The organism is Bacillus sp. 22-7 (assembly GCF_010628845.1).
GTDB lineage: Bacteria > Bacillota > Bacilli > Bacillales > Cytobacillaceae > Cytobacillus > Cytobacillus firmus_B.
Genome location: NZ_NJQY01000019.1, coordinates 49,525 through 66,366, shown reverse-complemented (window position 1 = coordinate 66,366; position 16,842 = coordinate 49,525). Strand labels below are relative to the sequence as shown.

General features: G+C 40.7%; 15 protein-coding genes, 1 pseudogene, 1 riboswitch and 1 other annotated feature. Of the genes and pseudogenes, 15 read left to right on the top strand and 1 reads right to left on the bottom strand.

Features of this window, described 5'->3' with window-relative positions; translation table 11 throughout:
• Nucleotides 1-284: 284 nt before the first annotated feature.
• The 11 genes and pseudogenes from CE058_RS15815 to CE058_RS15770 all read left to right on the top strand — a co-directional run bounded on the left by CE058_RS15815 (nucleotide 285) and on the right by CE058_RS15770 (nucleotide 10,467).
• Nucleotides 285-3,359 (top strand): efflux RND transporter permease subunit, encoded by a 3,075-nt coding sequence (locus CE058_RS15815; protein ID WP_163143930.1) that lies wholly within the window; start codon nucleotides 285-287, stop codon nucleotides 3,357-3,359.
• A gap of 80 nt (nucleotides 3,360-3,439) precedes the next feature.
• Nucleotides 3,440-3,655, top strand: a binding site (T-box leader).
• A 54-nt stretch (nucleotides 3,656-3,709) separates the two neighbouring features.
• Nucleotides 3,710-5,146 carry a proline--tRNA ligase gene (proS, locus tag CE058_RS15810; protein ID WP_163143928.1) on the top strand — a complete coding sequence of 479 codons (1,437 nt, stop codon included), beginning with the start codon at nucleotides 3,710-3,712 and terminating at the stop codon, nucleotides 5,144-5,146.
• 163 nt (nucleotides 5,147-5,309) lie between these two features.
• Nucleotides 5,310-5,867: a cysteine hydrolase family protein gene (locus tag CE058_RS15805; protein WP_163143926.1), complete on the top strand. Its 558-nt coding sequence runs from the start codon at nucleotides 5,310-5,312 to the stop codon at nucleotides 5,865-5,867.
• A gap of 123 nt (nucleotides 5,868-5,990) precedes the next feature.
• A complete protein-coding gene (locus tag CE058_RS15800; RefSeq protein WP_163143924.1) occupies nucleotides 5,991-6,521 on the top strand; it encodes a GrpB family protein in 531 nt (176 codons plus the stop codon).
• 383 nt (nucleotides 6,522-6,904) lie between these two features.
• Nucleotides 6,905-7,346 (top strand): annotated as a pseudogene (locus tag CE058_RS15795) (NUDIX hydrolase).
• Between the two features lie 115 nt (nucleotides 7,347-7,461).
• A complete protein-coding gene (locus CE058_RS15790; RefSeq protein WP_163143922.1) occupies nucleotides 7,462-7,755 on the top strand; it encodes a DUF5316 family protein in 294 nt (97 codons plus the stop codon).
• Between the two features lie 46 nt (nucleotides 7,756-7,801).
• Nucleotides 7,802-7,975, top strand: coding sequence for a hypothetical protein (locus CE058_RS24805; RefSeq protein WP_197204761.1), 174 nt, complete (start codon nucleotides 7,802-7,804; stop codon nucleotides 7,973-7,975).
• Nucleotides 7,976-8,026: 51 nt separating this feature from the next.
• Nucleotides 8,027-8,260, top strand: a complete 234-nt coding sequence (locus CE058_RS15785; RefSeq protein ID WP_163143920.1) for a hypothetical protein — start codon at nucleotides 8,027-8,029, stop codon at nucleotides 8,258-8,260.
• Between the two features lie 163 nt (nucleotides 8,261-8,423).
• Entirely contained in the window at nucleotides 8,424-8,978 is a 555-nt protein-coding gene (locus CE058_RS15780) for a sigma-70 family RNA polymerase sigma factor (RefSeq protein ID WP_163143918.1), read from the top strand.
• Complete coding sequence (locus tag CE058_RS15775; protein ID WP_163143916.1) at nucleotides 8,962-9,987, top strand: hypothetical protein; 1,026 nt, start codon at nucleotides 8,962-8,964, stop codon at nucleotides 9,985-9,987. Before CE058_RS15780 ends, CE058_RS15775 begins: the two co-directional genes overlap by 17 nt.
• Before the next feature lie 57 nt (nucleotides 9,988-10,044).
• Nucleotides 10,045-10,467: a VOC family protein gene (locus tag CE058_RS15770; RefSeq protein WP_163143914.1), complete on the top strand. Its 423-nt coding sequence runs from the start codon at nucleotides 10,045-10,047 to the stop codon at nucleotides 10,465-10,467.
• Between the two features lie 78 nt (nucleotides 10,468-10,545).
• Here CE058_RS15770 and CE058_RS15765 read toward each other — a convergent pair whose 3' ends face one another.
• Complete coding sequence (locus CE058_RS15765; protein ID WP_163143912.1) at nucleotides 10,546-11,079, bottom strand: GNAT family N-acetyltransferase; 534 nt, start codon at nucleotides 11,077-11,079, stop codon at nucleotides 10,546-10,548.
• A gap of 257 nt (nucleotides 11,080-11,336) precedes the next feature.
• Here CE058_RS15765 and CE058_RS15760 point away from each other — a divergent pair, with 257 nt between their 5' ends.
• The 4 genes from CE058_RS15760 (at nucleotide 11,337) to CE058_RS15745 (ending at nucleotide 16,430) form a co-directional block, all read left to right on the top strand.
• Complete coding sequence (locus CE058_RS15760; RefSeq protein WP_163143910.1) at nucleotides 11,337-12,062, top strand: DUF421 domain-containing protein; 726 nt, start codon at nucleotides 11,337-11,339, stop codon at nucleotides 12,060-12,062.
• A 918-nt stretch (nucleotides 12,063-12,980) separates the two neighbouring features.
• Nucleotides 12,981-13,934 carry an NAD(P)H-dependent flavin oxidoreductase gene (locus CE058_RS15755; RefSeq protein ID WP_163143908.1) on the top strand — a complete coding sequence of 318 codons (954 nt, stop codon included), beginning with the start codon at nucleotides 12,981-12,983 and terminating at the stop codon, nucleotides 13,932-13,934.
• Nucleotides 13,935-14,098: 164 nt separating this feature from the next.
• A complete protein-coding gene (locus CE058_RS15750) occupies nucleotides 14,099-14,692 on the top strand; it encodes a dienelactone hydrolase family protein (RefSeq protein ID WP_163143906.1) in 594 nt (197 codons plus the stop codon).
• 211 nt (nucleotides 14,693-14,903) lie between these two features.
• Nucleotides 14,904-15,054: riboswitch (cyclic di-AMP (ydaO/yuaA leader) on the top strand.
• A 113-nt stretch (nucleotides 15,055-15,167) separates the two neighbouring features.
• Complete coding sequence (locus tag CE058_RS15745; protein WP_163143936.1) at nucleotides 15,168-16,430, top strand: cation:dicarboxylate symporter family transporter; 1,263 nt, start codon at nucleotides 15,168-15,170, stop codon at nucleotides 16,428-16,430.
• The last annotated feature ends 412 nt before the right edge of the window (nucleotides 16,431-16,842 follow it).

The window sequence follows — 16,842 nt, the reverse complement described above, 5'->3', positions numbered from 1 at the left end:
CAGTCTAACGGGCAGTAAGACCCCCACTTTGAGACTCAGCGTAATCAGAGGAGGATAAGCGGGGGTCAAACTGCCCGTAAAGGCCCGATTGGTTCAACTAACAATCAGCGGGGAAAAGCCCCCCTGATTGAAGTTTCACTTTATCGGCGTCAAAGGAATAGCGATTTTTAAACTTTAACAAACTGGCATGTTAAAGTTTTTTTTTGGAAACAGTCTATCGATTGATAGGTTTGTATAGTTTTTGTATAATTTATTTATAAATTAATTATAAAGGAGATTAAAAGATGAGTTTTTTAACAAAGTTCAGTTTAAAGAATGCTGTTGCGGTCTTTATCATTTCATTTTTATTAATCACTGGCGGTATTTACTCTTTTTCAAAATTAAAAGTGGACCAATTTCCTGATATTGAATTCCCGCAGATATCCATTGAAGCGGTATACCCTGGTGCATCTCCATCTGATGTGGATAAACAGGTAGTTTCGAAGCTTGAAGATCAGCTGGATTCCATTGAGGGTGTAAAAAAGATGACCAGTTCTGCTTATGACAGCATTGGGATCATTAACCTGGAATTTCCGTTTGATACAGATCTCGATAAAGTGGAACAGCAGGTGAGTTCGGTTATTGATGAAGCCGGATTGCCTGAAGAGGCTGAAGTGAAATTAAACCGCCTCTCTTTTGGTTCTTTTCCCATTTATAATATTTCCTTTTTCAGCAAGGACGGGGAAAGCATAGAAGCTGTCATGAAAGATGGTGTCATTCCTGAATTAAATAAAATAGAAGGAATCAACAGCGTATCTGTTGCAGGCTTAACCGATAATCTTGTTCAAATTACGGTCGATAAAGAGAAAGCAGCAGAAGCAGGATTATCACTCAGCAGCATTAAAGAGCAGATCAATGAAAAATATCTTTCTTTCCCGGCAGGTGAGCTGACGGAAAAGGAAGAGCAAATCCCGATCCGTGTAGAAGAAAACCTTGATTCTATTGCAAATCTGGAAAATCTTCAGCTTCAGCCTGCTTTTGGCGGTGCTCCAGCTGAAGGTGACGGTGCCGGCGGAGAGCAGGGAGCCCGGCAATCTGCCGCTATTCAATTAAAAGACATTGCAGACATTGAGCCAATAACAGATAAAAGTGAATTAGCCCGTTATAATCTGAAAGATTCTTTATCCATGGCGATCACGAAAAAACAGGAAGCCAACACCGTTGAAGTGGCAGAGAAGGTGACGAGTGTACTTGAAAAATACAATGATCAGCTCGACTACGAGATTGGCATCGACTCTGCCAAGGATATTGAAAAGTCTGTCAGCACATTAGTCAAAGAAGGGCTGTTAGGGGCACTATTTGCGTCCATTGCCGTTCTGGTTTTCCTTCGCAATGCCAGAGCGACCATTATCGCAGTCGTTTCCATTCCTTTGTCCATTCTGATTGCTGCGATTTTTCTAAACCAAATGGACATCTCATTGAACATCATGACACTGGGCGGAATGGCTGTAGCTGTAGGGCGTGTGGTGGATGACAGTATTGTCGTCATCGAAAATATCTTCAGGCGGGTCCGCAAATCCAATGAGGGAATGTCCGATAAAATTATTCTGGAATCCACCAAAGAAATATTAAAGGCGATCACCTCATCAACATTAACGACCGTTGTGGTATTCCTTCCAATCGGCTTTGTTGGCGGGATAACAGGAAAATTCTTTTTGCCTTTTGCTTTAACGATTGTGTTTTCCCTTTTAGCCTCGCTGCTGGTTTCCATCACGATAGTGCCGATCCTGGCAAAATTTTCGTTCAAGAAAGTGCCGGCTGAAGAAAAAGAGGGAGCTCTTCAGAGGTTTTATGGCCGTTTAATTGAAAAATCGCTCAATCACAAATTAGTTATCTTATTTATTTCGCTCGTATTGCTTGTTGGTTCATTAGCGGTTGTGCCTTCTTTAGGATTTACGTTTATTCCTAATGAACAGTCCAAAACGCTGACAGCATCGATTGAATTGCCATCATCCGCTTCCCTGGAGAAAACAAATAGCATCTCACTGAAGGTGGAAGAGATGCTGGATGAGCAGAAAGAAGCAGCAGATGTCACAGCAGCTATAGGAGCCCGGGATTTTGCCACAGGACTGCGGCTTGAAAACAAAGCAAGCTATTTTGTTAACTTAGAAGATAATGTAAATGTGGAGAAAACGATTAAATCAATTGAAAGTAAAATAGAAGATATTTCAGAAGAGGAAAACGCTGATTTGAAGATTAGTGTCCAGGAGCTGGAAACAGGCGGGCCTCCTTCGAATAATAACGTGGATATCGACTTATTTTCCAATGATTTAGAGGCGCTGCAAAAGGCTTCCAAGCAAGTGGAAGAGTATATGCAGGAAAATAATGACCTGAAATATATTACCAACAATTTCAGTGAAAAGCAAAAACAATTTTTAGTGGAAATAGATTCTGAGAAAGCTAGTGAATATGGTTTGTCAGGGTTCCAGATTCTTGGAACTGTCAGCGATCAGACGAAGCCCGTGAATGTTGGGACGCTGCTGCTCGATGATAAGGAGCAGGAGGTTCAGCTGTCCTTTGATAAAGAACTCGGGTCAAAAGATGAATTGGAAGAGGTTACTCTATTTTCTCAAAGAGGACCAGTCCCTCTTTCAGAGGTGGCTGAGGTAAAGGAAATCGATACCTTCACATCGATTCAGAAACTGGACAGCAAGGTTTATGCCCGTGTTTCAGGCCAGGTAAAAGGAAATGATGTGCAGGCAGTATCATCAGAGGTAAAGGCGGGAGTGGAAAAGCTTGATATGCCGGATGGAGTATCCTTAACGAGCGGCGGAGGCAACGATGAAACAGTGGAGATTTTCCAATCACTGGGGATTTCCATTCTTGTGGCAATCGGGCTTGTGTATTTAACCATGCTGATTACCTTTGGTAAAGCCCGTATTCCATTTATTATCCTTTCATCACTTATCTTTGTTCCAATTGGTTCGCTTGTATCACTTTACATTATTAATGAGCCTCTTTCTGTAAGTGTGATGATTGGCTTCCTGATGCTTATTGGAATTGTCACAACGAATGCGATTGTGCTTGTTGACCGGATCGGGCAGAACAGAACGAAAGGTTTGCCTATTAGAGAGTCGTTAGTTGAAGCAGGGAAAACAAGGTTACGACCAATTTTAATGACAGCATTTGCGACAATTGCCGCATTAATCCCGCTGGCATTGACTACCTCATCAGGAACACTTATTTCAAAGGGCCTTGCGGTAACGGTCATTGGCGGTTTAACATCATCCACACTGCTGACGTTAATAATCGTTCCTGTTGTGTATGAATTATTTTTCCTGAAGACGTCTAAGATAGAGAGAAGAGCTGAGGCGAAATAGGATGGAGGGGAACACTCCATCAGGAATTTATTCCTGCCTGTATTGAATTAGTCATCACAAGTTGGTATATTATCATATATATGTAATCAATGATGTGATCAAGTAAATAAGGATTGTGAAACAGAAAATATAGCCTGGGCTGAGAGCTATATCACCCCTCCTTATTGAAACCTGCCACGGAGATGTTAGGAAAAAGCTAACCGGGTCGTTTCGTTATTAACGATTAGAGGGCTTTAGATTTTGTAAAAGCCGAACTAAGGTGGTACCGCGTCTATTAGCATAAAGACGTCCTTTTGAAGGACTCTTTATGCTTTTTTTATTCTTAAAAATAGTTTCAGGAGGAAAAGAAGATGTCTCAAAACACCAACAACTTTTCAAAATGGTATCTGGAAACGATACAAAAAGCAGATTTATTTGATTACACCCCTGTTCGCGGGTGTATCGCCTTTAAGCCTGATGGCTATGAAATTTGGGAGCATATTCAGGCAGAGATGGATAAGCGTTTTAAGGAAACCGGCCACCGCAATGCCTATTTTCCGATGCTGATTCCGGAGAACTTTTTTCAAAAGGAAAAGGATCACATTGAAGGATTTTCGCCGGAGCTTCCGTGGATCACAGAAGCGGCAGGAGAGAAGCTTGAGGAGCGTCTGGCACTGCGCCCAACTTCTGAAACGATGATTGGACATTTGTATTCCGATTGGATTAAAAGCTACCGGGATCTGCCGGTCTTAATCAATCAATGGGCGAATGTATTCCGCTGGGAGAAGAAAACACTTCCTTTTATCCGCACGTCAGAATTTTTATGGCAGGAAGGCCACACCGCTCATGTGGACGAAGAAGAAGCGCGCAAGGAAACGATGCAGATGCTCGAGATTTATAAAGAAGTGGTAGAAGGCTTGCTTGCCATTCCTGTGTATGATGGGCAAAAAACACCATCTGAGCGCTTTGCAGGTGCGGTTGATACGTTCTCCATTGAAGCGATGATGAAGGATGGAAAAGCGGTACAGGCGGGAACTTCCCATTACTTGGGCACAAAGTTTGCGGAAGCTTTTGATATCAAATATTTGAACAAAGAAAATAAACATACTTTTGTCCATACAACATCATGGGGTACATCCACACGGTTAATCGGCTCTGTCATCATGGTTCATGGTGATGAACAAGGCCTTGTTCTCCCTCCAAGAGTAGCACCGACTCAAGTCGTGCTGATTCCAGTCGGCCCATGGAAAAAGAACCCTGCGATTATGGAGAAATTAGATGAAGTGTTTGCTGCATTAAAGGCGGAAGGAATCCGCGTACGCCTTGATGATTCCGATCAATCACCAGGCTATAAATTTAATGAGTGGGAGCTAAAAGGCGTGCCTGTCCGCATAGAGCTTGGCCCTCGTGATTTAGACCAAAATCAATGCTTAATGAAGGCGCGTGATCTTGGTGATAAAGTGGCCGTATCGCTTGATTCGATTATTGAAAGCATCAAAAATGAGCTAGAAACGATGCAGACTCGTCTATTAGAAAAAGCTAAAGAATTCCGTGCGGAGAATTCGCACACACATATCGATACAATCGAGCAATTAGAACAGCACATTGCACAATCTGAACAAAATGATGCCATCCCAGGCTGGATCTTAGCCGGATGGTGCGGTGAAGACGCCTGTGAAGAAGGTGTAAAAGAAAAAACGAAATTCACGACACGGAACATCCCGTTCAACCCGCCGGCAACGAAAGATACCTGCATCCATTGTGGAAAAGAAGCGAAGCATACGGTTTGGTTTGCCCGGGCATACTAAACCTGGAATGTGAAATATAACGTGATCTTTCAGAGTCAATTGTTTTAGGGCCGCCTCACTCAGGCGGCCTATTTCTTATGGTTCAAAACAAAATTTTTTAATCTGGATATTGTGTTATAATCAAAAATATCTAAAAATTTTGATAACGAAAGAGGAGAGCCGCTTGAATCAAACCTTATTAATTATTGATGCCCAGCAAGAGTTAATCGATGGGAATCTGGAAGAAAGTGCAGTTATAAATAAAGAGCACCTTCTTGGGAATATCAATTTAGTAATTGATAAAGCAAAACAATCAGGTGTTCCAGTTGTCTTTGTAAGGGATTTAGATGTTGCGAAAGGGAAAGGAAAAGGATTTCAGGTACACAAAGAAATTGTTGTGCCTGCAGAAACAAAGTACTTTGATAAAGCTGCAACCAATTCTTTTCATGGAACGGGACTCCTGGATCACCTGAAATCTCAAAAGGTCAAGCATGTTGTAATAATGGGATGCAAAACCCAGCACTGTATAGACAGTGCAGTGAGAACCGCAACTATTAGTGGATTGGATGTTACATTAGTAGGTGATGGACATTCAACAACAGATAGCGATGCTTTAAGTGCGGAACAAATTATTAAGCATCATAATGAAATTCTTCATGGCCATTACAATGTGGAACACTTTTCAGTTGTCAGAAATGCAGCGGAGGATTTGTTTAATCCGATACATGATTCCTATAGGTAATAGGTAAATTCAATTATAGTATAAGGATATTCCTCGTTGAAATGGATTCGCAATTTCTTGATGAGAATTGGGATTTTTAATATGTGAGTTACACATTCAAGCTTATCTAACAGAGGTGGCCAAATGAAGATTCGTCTTACGGAGTTTAACAATAATTGGGCTCCTATGTATCAAAAAGAAGCACAATTCCTAAAATACATCTTTAAAGATGAAATCATTAAATGTGAACATTTTGGGAGTACCGCAGTCCAGGGGATGAAGGCAAAGCCTGTAATCGATATGATGTGTATTGTGAGAAACATAGAAAAGATAGATGAATTTAATGAGAAGATGAAGAAGATTGGATACGACTCTGCCGGGGAATGGGGCATTACAGGAAGAAGGTTATTTCGTAAAGGCGGGGAAAATCGAACTCATCATATACATGTCTATCAATTTGATAACCCCCAAATAGAACGGCATCTTATTTTTAGAGATTATCTGCGGACCCATCCCCGTGAAGCAGAAAGGTATACGAAGTTTAAGGAAGTATTGGCTCAAAGGTTTGAGGACACGGCTGATTATAGCCAGGCAAAAAAGGTGTTTGTGAAAGAGATGGAGCAGATGGCGCTTGATTGGTATGCAGGTGTAAGGGACTTCCATCCCGAGGAATAGCGGTTTGCTTTCATTCCTTTATCATTAGGCATTGGGTTGTAAGGAACTTTTAATTATAGTCAGTGTGTTTTAGAAACTTTTGATATGCTTTTGAGGTAATCCCTGAAATTAAATAAATGCTTATGAACGAACCAACAGACACGAAGAGTATTGATGTATGAGAGGTATCCACATTGAAAAAGGCAAATATAGTTATTAACAATGAAAGTCCTAATGATTTTGTGATGTGTTTATTATTGGGGATCATAATAATCCTCCTTTCTTTTAATACAATAACTGCCTGAGAGTTATTTATATATTAACATAAAATCCCATATTGTTTAAAGGGTTTCCTTTCCACGCAGAGAATAAGGTTAGGAAAGTCTTATATATAGGAGATTACTATGGGTTATGTAATGGATTTAAGAAAGAAGCCGTCCTCTTGTTATTCCTGGGGCAAGTGTTATCATTTTGGATAAGAATAACAGGCTGTTGCTGCAGTTAAGAATGGATAATAACTGTTGGGCATTGGCCGGAGGTTCTCTGGAGCCTGGAGAGACATTGGAAGAGGTGGCTAAGAGAGAGCTGCTTGAAGAAACTGGGTTAACTGCAAATGATCTGCAGTTGTTTAATTTTTATTCAGGAGAAGAATTTTACTATAAATACCCTCACGGTGATGAAGTATATAATGTCATCACCGCTTATATCTGCAACAACTATGATGAAGAACTTACAATGGATAGCGAAGAGGTTAAAGATTTGCGTTTTTTTCATGTCCATGAGATTCCCTCGAATATAAGTCCTCCAGATCGTAAAGTGATTAAAGATTATATTAATTCTATTTAGAAAGGAGTTCCGAAGAGGAGCTCCCTTTTTTCTTCATTGGTACTCATAATAAATTAAAAATTGAAACAATTTAAGATTTCAGCCGTATAGTTAGTAATAAAGGAGGTTTGGTGTGTTGAAGCATCTAACTATCGGGATCGTTTTCTCAATAACTGGTGTTTTATTATCACTTGGTTTTTGGGAATTAAGTAAGGCTTACTTAGTGACAGGAGCCATTGGATTATTTTTTATAGCCATGTCTGTTCTTATGTCAGGTTCTATAGCTGGTCCCCATCGGATGAGGGCAGGCTTGGAAGCACATGATTCTCCTGACGAAAAACGAAAGCGGAAAAGAACAAGCATCGGCTCAGTTTTAATTGGCCTGCCAAATATTATGATCGCGCTGCTTCTTTATCTTTTCTTAAACTGAGAGTTGTTTATCTATAAAGGCGCCTTTCAAAATAGGGGGTGAACCTATGTGGTGGTTAGTAATTTTTATTGCAGGAATTATATTATTTGCTTTGTTTATTGATTGGAGACGCACGAGAAACAATAATAACCCTCTTACCCCAACAAATCCGAACGCAAAGCCAGGGGAAAGTTCAAATTATTTAATGGGAGATAATAAGGACACAGGCGGATTTCAGTAATTTTATATAACTGGAGTTTTAAAAAATAATGAGTCAATTTAGGGGGATTTCATGGAGAAAATCATAGTGAAAACGGGTGTTTATTCATTTATTGTCTCCTTTTTCTTATTAGTGGCCTTTATGAAGCGGATCGAAAGCACGACAGATGTCGATGGTATGACTTCAAGTGTTATAACACCATATCCTGAGTTCTTTTTTACTATTTTTCGATATTCTGTAATCACTTCCATTATTGCCGTTATCATTTCAATTATTTATTTGTTTTCAATGAGAGAAAGTGAATAACAAACGCAGCTGCCAATCCAGGCGGCTTCTTCTTTTTAAACAAACAAGTCTATGAAGAGACAAATATGGATGGGGTTCAAAGGCAGGTGCCTTTTCAAAATAAATGAAACCTATATCCTGCTCATTCGTCTTAGCATTAAAGTGAAAATGGGGTGGGGAGTGTGTGAGAAAGATCAGGGATGATAATTCAATAGAAGATCGTGATACTTGGCTTGAGATGATTATGGATGAGTACGGTGAACGGCTCACGAAGCTTGCTTATAACTATGTGAAAGACTGGAAGCTGGCTGAAGATATTGTTCAGGATATATTCATCACATGTTACCAAAATTATGACAAAATCGATGAAGTGACCTCCTTTAAATCATGGATTTATCGATTGGCTATTAATAGATCAAAGGATGTCTTGAAGAGTCATGCATTTCGGAAAGTGGTGCTTAATTCGAGCCTGTTTTCTTTATTTTCATCGAAGGAATTGCCTCCGGAAAAGGAGCTGCTGAAGCGGAGCGAGGAAGAATTTCTTTCCTTTTGTGTATTGTCTTTGCCTGTGAAGTACCGGGAAGTTGTAACTCTCTATTATTATGAAGAATGTTCGATTGAAGAGATCGAGGGACTAATAGGAGTAAACCAAAATACGATCAAAACGAGATTGAGCAGAGGCAGGATGAAGCTGAAAAAAATGATGGAGAGGCGGGGATATAATGGAGAGCAAGCTTAGGCAGCTGCGGCGGGCAATGGACTCGACAACTCACAAGGGCGAGCGCTTTACGGAATTTCAAAAAATGAATATTAGAAAAGCGCTCCATTCCGATAGAAGAGAGAAGCCAACAAAAAAGCCTCATAAATTCGTTATATTTGCCATATCCACTTTTGCCATCTGCCTCTTAGCTTTCTTAGTTTCAACTGAGACATGGGTCAGGCAGGATCAAAACCAGATACATGGCGGTACGGCTGGTGAATGGAACATCCGGCATGAATATAAGGTGAATCAAAAGATGAAATTCAGCATATTACCTGATCCTTATCTGAAAGCTGGAACGCCTTATGGCTATATCTTTAGTTTCCAGGAGCCTTTTAACACGTATAAAGGAAAAGAGCTTTCCATTTCTGCTTTTCATAAAGAAACTGGCGAAAGAATACAAGTCTTATCTCAGCAAAAAATAATAGAACCTTCTCCCGGATACCCAAGTTTGCAGCGGTTTACGACGACATTCACCCTTCCTTACGAAGGCCTGTGGAAGTTTGACGTGTACCTGGATGGCAAATCCTATGGGGATGTAGTGGTCAGTGTGGCAGAAAAAGCAAAAGATGACCCTATTACGCTGCCTGAGGACATACCGGATTTTGTTCAAGAGAGCGATTTTGACACTATTGACTGGGAGAGAAAAGCTGTGGAGTTCGGCGACAGGGGTATAATCGGAAATGAAAACAAGTCCGGAGTGATTGGCGCTGGCATGCCCAGTTTAAACGGCCAAAAGTGGATGTGGCATTTATGGGGCGTTGAGAATGCAGACTTGACTATCGTTGGCTTTCATAAAGAATCGCAAACAGTTCATCCCATTTTAACAAATGGTATGGGATGGACCATTCGCGCTTATGGTCCAAACAACGGGGCGGATGCACATACACCATCATCTGTTAAGTTTCCTAAAAAGGGAGAATGGGCTATTTTGCTTTATGTGGATGGGGAGTTATTTGATCAATTGATTTACGATATAAATGAATGATGAAGCTTTATGATCCTTTCTTCGCAAAGATTTTGCAAATTTATTGGGAGGTCTTATATGAAACCGCGGATTTCAGTTATCACATTAGGTGTAGATGATTTAGAGAGGTCCTTACATTTCTATCACAATGGTCTTGGGCTTCCAACACAGGGCATAGTAGGAAGAGAATTCGAACATGGTGCTGTGGCATTTTTTGATCTGCAATCTGGATTAAAAATGGCAATTTGGAATCGAAAAGATATCGCTCATGACACCAATATGAACCAGACAGGAAAAAGCCCAACTGAATTTACGATTGGGCATAATGTTGGGAGTAAAGAAGAGGTAGAAATGGTACTGAAACAGGCAGAGAGTGCGGGTGCCGTTATTACGGTTCAAGCCCATGAGACTTTTTGGGGTGGATATTCCGGATATTTTCAAGACCCAGATGGACACTTGTGGGAAGTGGTCTGGAATCCTGCTTGGGAATTTACAGAATAAGATCCAATGCCCTTATCAAGGTAAAAGAGCTGCCGATCAAGCTTGTTGATCGGCAGCTCTTTTTTTATCCAGCGCCTCTTATACTGAAAAAGCTTTTGAATAATGAACAACACCGGCAGCATTTTTAAGAGCATTCTCTGTTAACTCCAGAGCCATGAACACTTCATCAGGCACTTCAAACGGGGCCTGGATATTCCAAAGGCTGGCTGGCTTAAAGCCGAACTTTGGATAGTAATCTTTATGGCCCAGAACGATTACGGATTGATATCCGGCCTCTTTTGCCTTGTTAAGTGCGGTACGAATCAATTGACTGCCGATGCCTTTTCCTTGATAAGCCGGAGCAACAGAAACCGGGGCAAGTGCCAGAGAATCTGCAGCTTTTTCACCATCACCTATGGTAATTTTTGACAGAAGTATGTGACCCGCAATCTCCTTAGCATGGGTTAACGCTACTAAAGAAAGCTCAGGAATGAATGCGTCTGAATTTCTGATTCTTCTAACAAGAAAATGTTCTGTCTTGTCGGTGTATTCTTCATTTAAAAAAGCTTCTTTGATCATTCCTTCCGTGGAATGAAAGTCTGCAGGGAGTTCTTGCCGGATAAAAATATCCATATTATAATCTCCTGTCCTATAAGTGATTTATAAAGTTCGATATAAATGGCACTTTCTCATGCGGGCAGCCATGAAGAAAGTGTTGCTCCTCCAGCTCTAAACATAAGTTCAACAAACAAAAGCCTCCAATTTGGTGTGTTTCATTTTATTTAGTTATGCTGCGATGGTCAAAATCCTTTCGAATGCCACTTTCTTCCGTATAATCTCCTTCAGAGACCGAAAAGATAAGAACAACTATACAACAAAAGGAGTAAAATATGGGTGATTTTTTTTATCATTGTCTTCTTATATTAGGAAGAATTATTACCATTCTGCCTCTATTTCTCTTTATTACTCTTTATATGGGAAGACGCTCGATAGGGGAGCTTCCGATCTTCGATTACCTGGTTATTCTTATATTAGGTGCTGTGGCTGGGGCGGATATAGCAGATCCGTCTGTCAGACATCTGGAAACTGGGTTTGCCATCATTGCCATCGGCATCTTTCAGAGAATCATCGGGAAAGTAAAAATTTCGAACAGGAAAATAGGGAAATTGATTACTTTCGAACCGGTGATTGTCATCTATAAGGGGAAATTACTTCAGGCCAATTTAAGAAGGACTAACTATACAATCGATAACATTCTTCAAATGCTTAGGGAGAAAAATATCTTTGATATCCAGAATGTGGAGATGGGGGTGCTCGAAGGAAGCGGTATGTTAAGTGTCCAATTAAAACCTTCCCAAATGCCTGCAACCCTTGGAGATTTGAACATTACCGAGAGTTCCAATCAAATAGCTTTTCCGGTGATTGTTGAGGGAGTGGTATACAACACGGTACTTAAGCAGTTAGGTTTGGATAGGGACTGGCTCGAACGGGAGCTTTCCAGAAAGGGTGTCTCTGTGTTAGGGGATATATTTTTTGCCTCTATCAGCTCTAAGAAAGAGCTGCATATTTCCATGAAAAATGAACAAGCAGAATCCATACCAACTATCTATCATTAACTTTCTTTTTATGGCTGAATGAGCACCACGGAAAAGCCTTCAAAGGAGAAATTGCTTTTTTATTGAATATGCAGGTAATGAGCTTAATAAAGAGGTGATTTCTTTGCTTTATTATTTTTGGACCCCAAATGTTGAGGGAACAGAAAGGTTTTACGTATAGAACTGCTTTCGGATATATCAGTGTACCGGTAAATACCAAGGGGGATCTCAACAACTTTGATCCAGAATGATGATAGGGGGGAAAGCAGAACGTTTATTACAACCCCTTATTTTTTTAATATCGAAATTCAGACAAACGATTTAGCAGATTTGATGACTGATATCATAAAAATAGAGGAATTAGATTAGAAACGAAGAAAAACGGACTAGAAGATGACCTGTCCGTTTTGTAAGGTAAGACTGTTAGCTCAATTAAATCGGTGTTTGTGAAACAGTTACTGTCAATCAAGCTGTTATAAACGGTTTTTCCTCAAAGATATTAGTACTGCTTTCTAAAAGAGGGGAGCTTATGAGATTATATTGGTTTTTGGTTTTATGTTCCTTATGCATTTGGGTTACAGTATCTGTCCTATTCCCTGAACCAAGTTGGTGGTCTATCTTTTCTTCGAATCGTTCAACGCACACACCTCTGATGGAACAGCTTTCCATAAATAAAGTGTTCTCAATCACTTTCATTTATTTAGGTTTAGCTTACCTGTTACATCATATATTTCAAAGAGGCAGATAAGACCTTTTTATGGTTAGCAGCGGTGGTGATTCCAGATAAGTCTCTGGTTTGGGAATTATTGAACATTCTGTGAATATCGCAGAAATAACACCTGATTTTAGTACCACGTATTATGTTTGTCACTATTCAATTAACCCCATTCGTCCAATAATGAAGAAGAAATAAATTGGCGATGAAATGGGGTAGTTCTTTTGAAATTTCCACAATTAAAAATCGGTCATATGACGCCTGAGTTTCCCATTATGCAAGGGGGAATGGGCGTAGGGATTTCGTTGAGCGGCCTGGCATCAGCGGTTGCGAATGCCGGGGGGATTGGAATTATTTCAGGAACAGGAATTAGCATTGAAGAGCTGAGGCTGCATATACGAAAGGCCAGGGCAGCTATCAAGGGTGAGGGCTATATTGGGGTGAATGTTTTATTTGCCATGAATGATTTTGCTGAAAAAATGAAGGCTGCCATTGAGGAAAAGGTGGATTTCATTATTTCAGGTGCAGGAATATCTAGAGATATGTACAATTGGGGCAAAGAATCCGGGACACCGGTCATTTCGATTGTGTCATCTGCAAGGCTTGCCAAAATGTCTGAACGGTTGGGCGCTTCTGCTGTTGTCGTAGAGGGCAATGAGGCGGGAGGACATTTAGGGACCGAAAGGCCGTTATTCGATATTTTACCAGAAGTTGTGGAGGCTGTTAAGATTCCTGTCATAGCTGCAGGGGGAATCATGACAGGAGAAGATATCGCGCATGCCATTCGTGTCGGTGCTTCCGGTGTTCAGATGGGAACCAGGTTTGTCGCAAGTCACGAATGTGATGCACCCCTATCCTTCAAGGAAAAATATGTACATGCCAAACAGGAAGATATCGTTATGGTGAAAACCACCGTAGGTTTGGAAGGCCGTGCCATTAAGAATAACTTTACTGAACAAATATCTGACAATAAAAAGGTGAAAATCAAGAAATGCATCGATTGTCTGAAAAACTGCTCCTACCGCTTTTGCACATTGGATTCTCTGGTCACATCCATGGAGGGGGACTGTGAGAATGGTCTCGTATTTGCGGGGGCAAGAGTCCATGAAATCAACGAGATTTTGCCTGTTCAGACGATCATTCATAATATCAAAAGGGAATATGAAGCGTGTGTTTAATGTCATAATGGTGCATTGCTTAAAGTCGGGCTGCCAATTAGGCGGCTTTTTTTATTAAAAGGTGTTTAGAGGATGAAGGAATAATTCTATTAAGGTAGAATACCTTTTGGTGGATATAACGTAAATAATGTATGGGAGAAGAAATATGAAGAATAAGGATAGTTATGAAAAAGTCTAGTAATTCTAATTCTTTAATACTCGTAATCCACGAAATCTATGGAATAAATCAACATATAAAGAGTTTTTGCGAATTATTAACCAAGCTGAATTATGAAGTGATATGCCCCAATATACTAGAGCGAGAGAAACCTTTTGATTATTCTCAAGAGGAAGCCGCTTATCATCACTTTATGGAACATGTCGGTTTCGATAGAGCGGCACGTAAAGTCAAAGATTTATTATTGGATGTTAAAGATGAATACGAAACAATATATATCATTGGATTTAGTATAGGTGCAACTATTGCCTGGCTGTGCAGCGAGGAAGATTGTGTTGATGGTATAGTTGGATACTATGGTTCAAGGATTAGGGACTATTTAGAGGTGACACCCCGGAGTCCTGCCATTCTATTTTTTCCGCAGGAAGAGCAATCTTTTAATGTTGATGAGTTAGTATTGGCTTTGGAGAAAAAGAAAATTAAAGCACATAAATTTACTGGGAAACACGGATTCAGTGATCCTTATTCCTCTAAGTATGATGCAAAATCAGAACAAGAAGCATTTAGCAAAACGCTGGAATTTTTATGGCATATTGATTGAGATATTATAATGCCCTCGTTATCACCTGATATTTAAGAAAAGTTTACAAGCCCGTTCAATATTCTTAATACTAAGATGCTAATTTAGATGTAGCGGGGATAGCATGTGTGGCTATCATGGCATTTGGCGCAGGTGGAGCCAAGTGCCTTTTTGTTTTATACCGGGAATACTTAACTATTTACAAAAATTATCTTGGGATAATATAATGATTTAGTGTTCTATGCTTAATCTTATTTTAAGAACGGGGGACCCATTATTTACGGCGGAGTTTCCGCACGGGGTGAATCCGAAAGATGGAAGGGCTTACTGTTTCCACAGTCCTAACCCGAAAGCTAACCTCGTCAGCGTTTAAGGAAACATAAGATAATATGAATTAGAGTGAATTGACAATTGTCGATTTTCTTTTTTTTGAGATCAGCTTTGTTTCCCTTGCCTGCGCAGCATGTTAAAACTAAACAAGAAGGTAGGGTAATTGATGAAAAGAATTAAATTAAGTTTAGCCACTCAAATTTTTATCGGTCTTGTCCTGGGGATTGTGGTTGGCGGTATCTTTTACGGTAATGAAACAGCGCAAAGTGCCTTACAGCCATTTGGCGATCTGTTCATCCGTTTAATTAAAATGATTGTGGTTCCTATTGTACTATCCACGATTATCGTTGCTATTGCTGGTGTAGGTGATTTAAAATCCGTTGGTAAGCTTGGCGGTAAATCATTGACCTATTTTATCGGCATGACGTTGGTTGCCATTGTGGTTGGCTTAATCGCCGGGAATGTATTTCAGCCAGGTGCCGGCCTGAATATGGACAGCCTGCAGCAAAGTGACATTTCAAGCTATGTCGAAACCAATAAAGAGCAGGAAGGCAAGTCTGTAGCGGATACATTCTTGCATATTGTGCCTACTAATCCGGTACAAGCCATGGTTGAAGGCGATATGCTGGCGATTATCTTCTTTGCTGTTGTATTTGGACTCGGAATCGCAGCAATTGGAGATGTCGGAAAGCCGGTTCTGAGATTTTTCGAAGGTACAGCTAAGGCGATGTTCTATGTAACGAACCTATTTATGAAGTATGCGCCGATCGGGGTATTTGCTTTAATTGGTGTTACGATTTCCAAGTATGGTTTCGCCTCACTGATTCCATTAGGCAAGCTGGCGCTCACTGTATATGGATCCATGATTTTCTTTGTTCTTGTTGTTCTGGGAGTTATGGCGAAAATTGTCGGGTTCAGCATCTTTAAATTATTGAAGATGATCAAAGAGGAATTAATTTTGGCATTTTCAACAGCAAGCTCGGAAACAGTTCTTCCAAGAATTATGGACAAAATGGAGCAAGCGGGAAGCCCGAAACATATTTCTTCATTCGTTATTCCGACAGGCTATTCTTTTAACCTGGACGGATCTGTTTTATATCAGGCGATTGCCTCTTTATTTATTGCCCAGATGTTTGGGATCGAATTGAGCATCGGACAGCAAATTACGTTAATGCTAGTACTGATGGTTACATCGAAAGGAATGGCGGGTGTACCGGGCGTATCCTTTGTGGTGCTGCTGGCGACATTCAGCACCATTGGATTGCCTGCAGAAGGCCTTGCCTTTATTGCCGGCATCGACCGTATCCTTGATATGGGACGCACAGCGGTTAACGTGGTGGGGAACTCACTTGCGGCAATTGTTATTGCGAAGTGGGAAGGGCAATTCAACCCTCCAGCTGAAGAAAGATTTGAACAACAAGCTTCATAATAGATTTGGAAACACTAACAAATGGTATCGTTTGTTAGTGTTTTTTTTTGGAGCAGGATAGTTCGGGTTCGGACACAGAAAGGGGAAAACGTCGGGTCTGAGTCCGAAGTTGGTTAAGGTTCAGACACAGGAAGGGGAAAACGTCGGGTTTGAGTCTGAAGTAGGTGCAGGTTCGGACACAGAAAGGAGAAAACGTCGGGTCTGAGTCCGAAGTTGGTTAAGGTTCAGACACAGGAAGGGGAAAACGTCGGGTCTGAGTCCGAAGTTGGTTAAGGTTCAGACACAGGAAGGGGAAATCATCAGGTCTGAGTCCGAAGTTGGTTAAGGTTCGGACTCAGGAAGGGGAAAACGTCGGGTTTGAGTCCGAAGTTGGTTCAAGTTCAGACACAGGAAGGGGAAAAGGTCGGGTCTG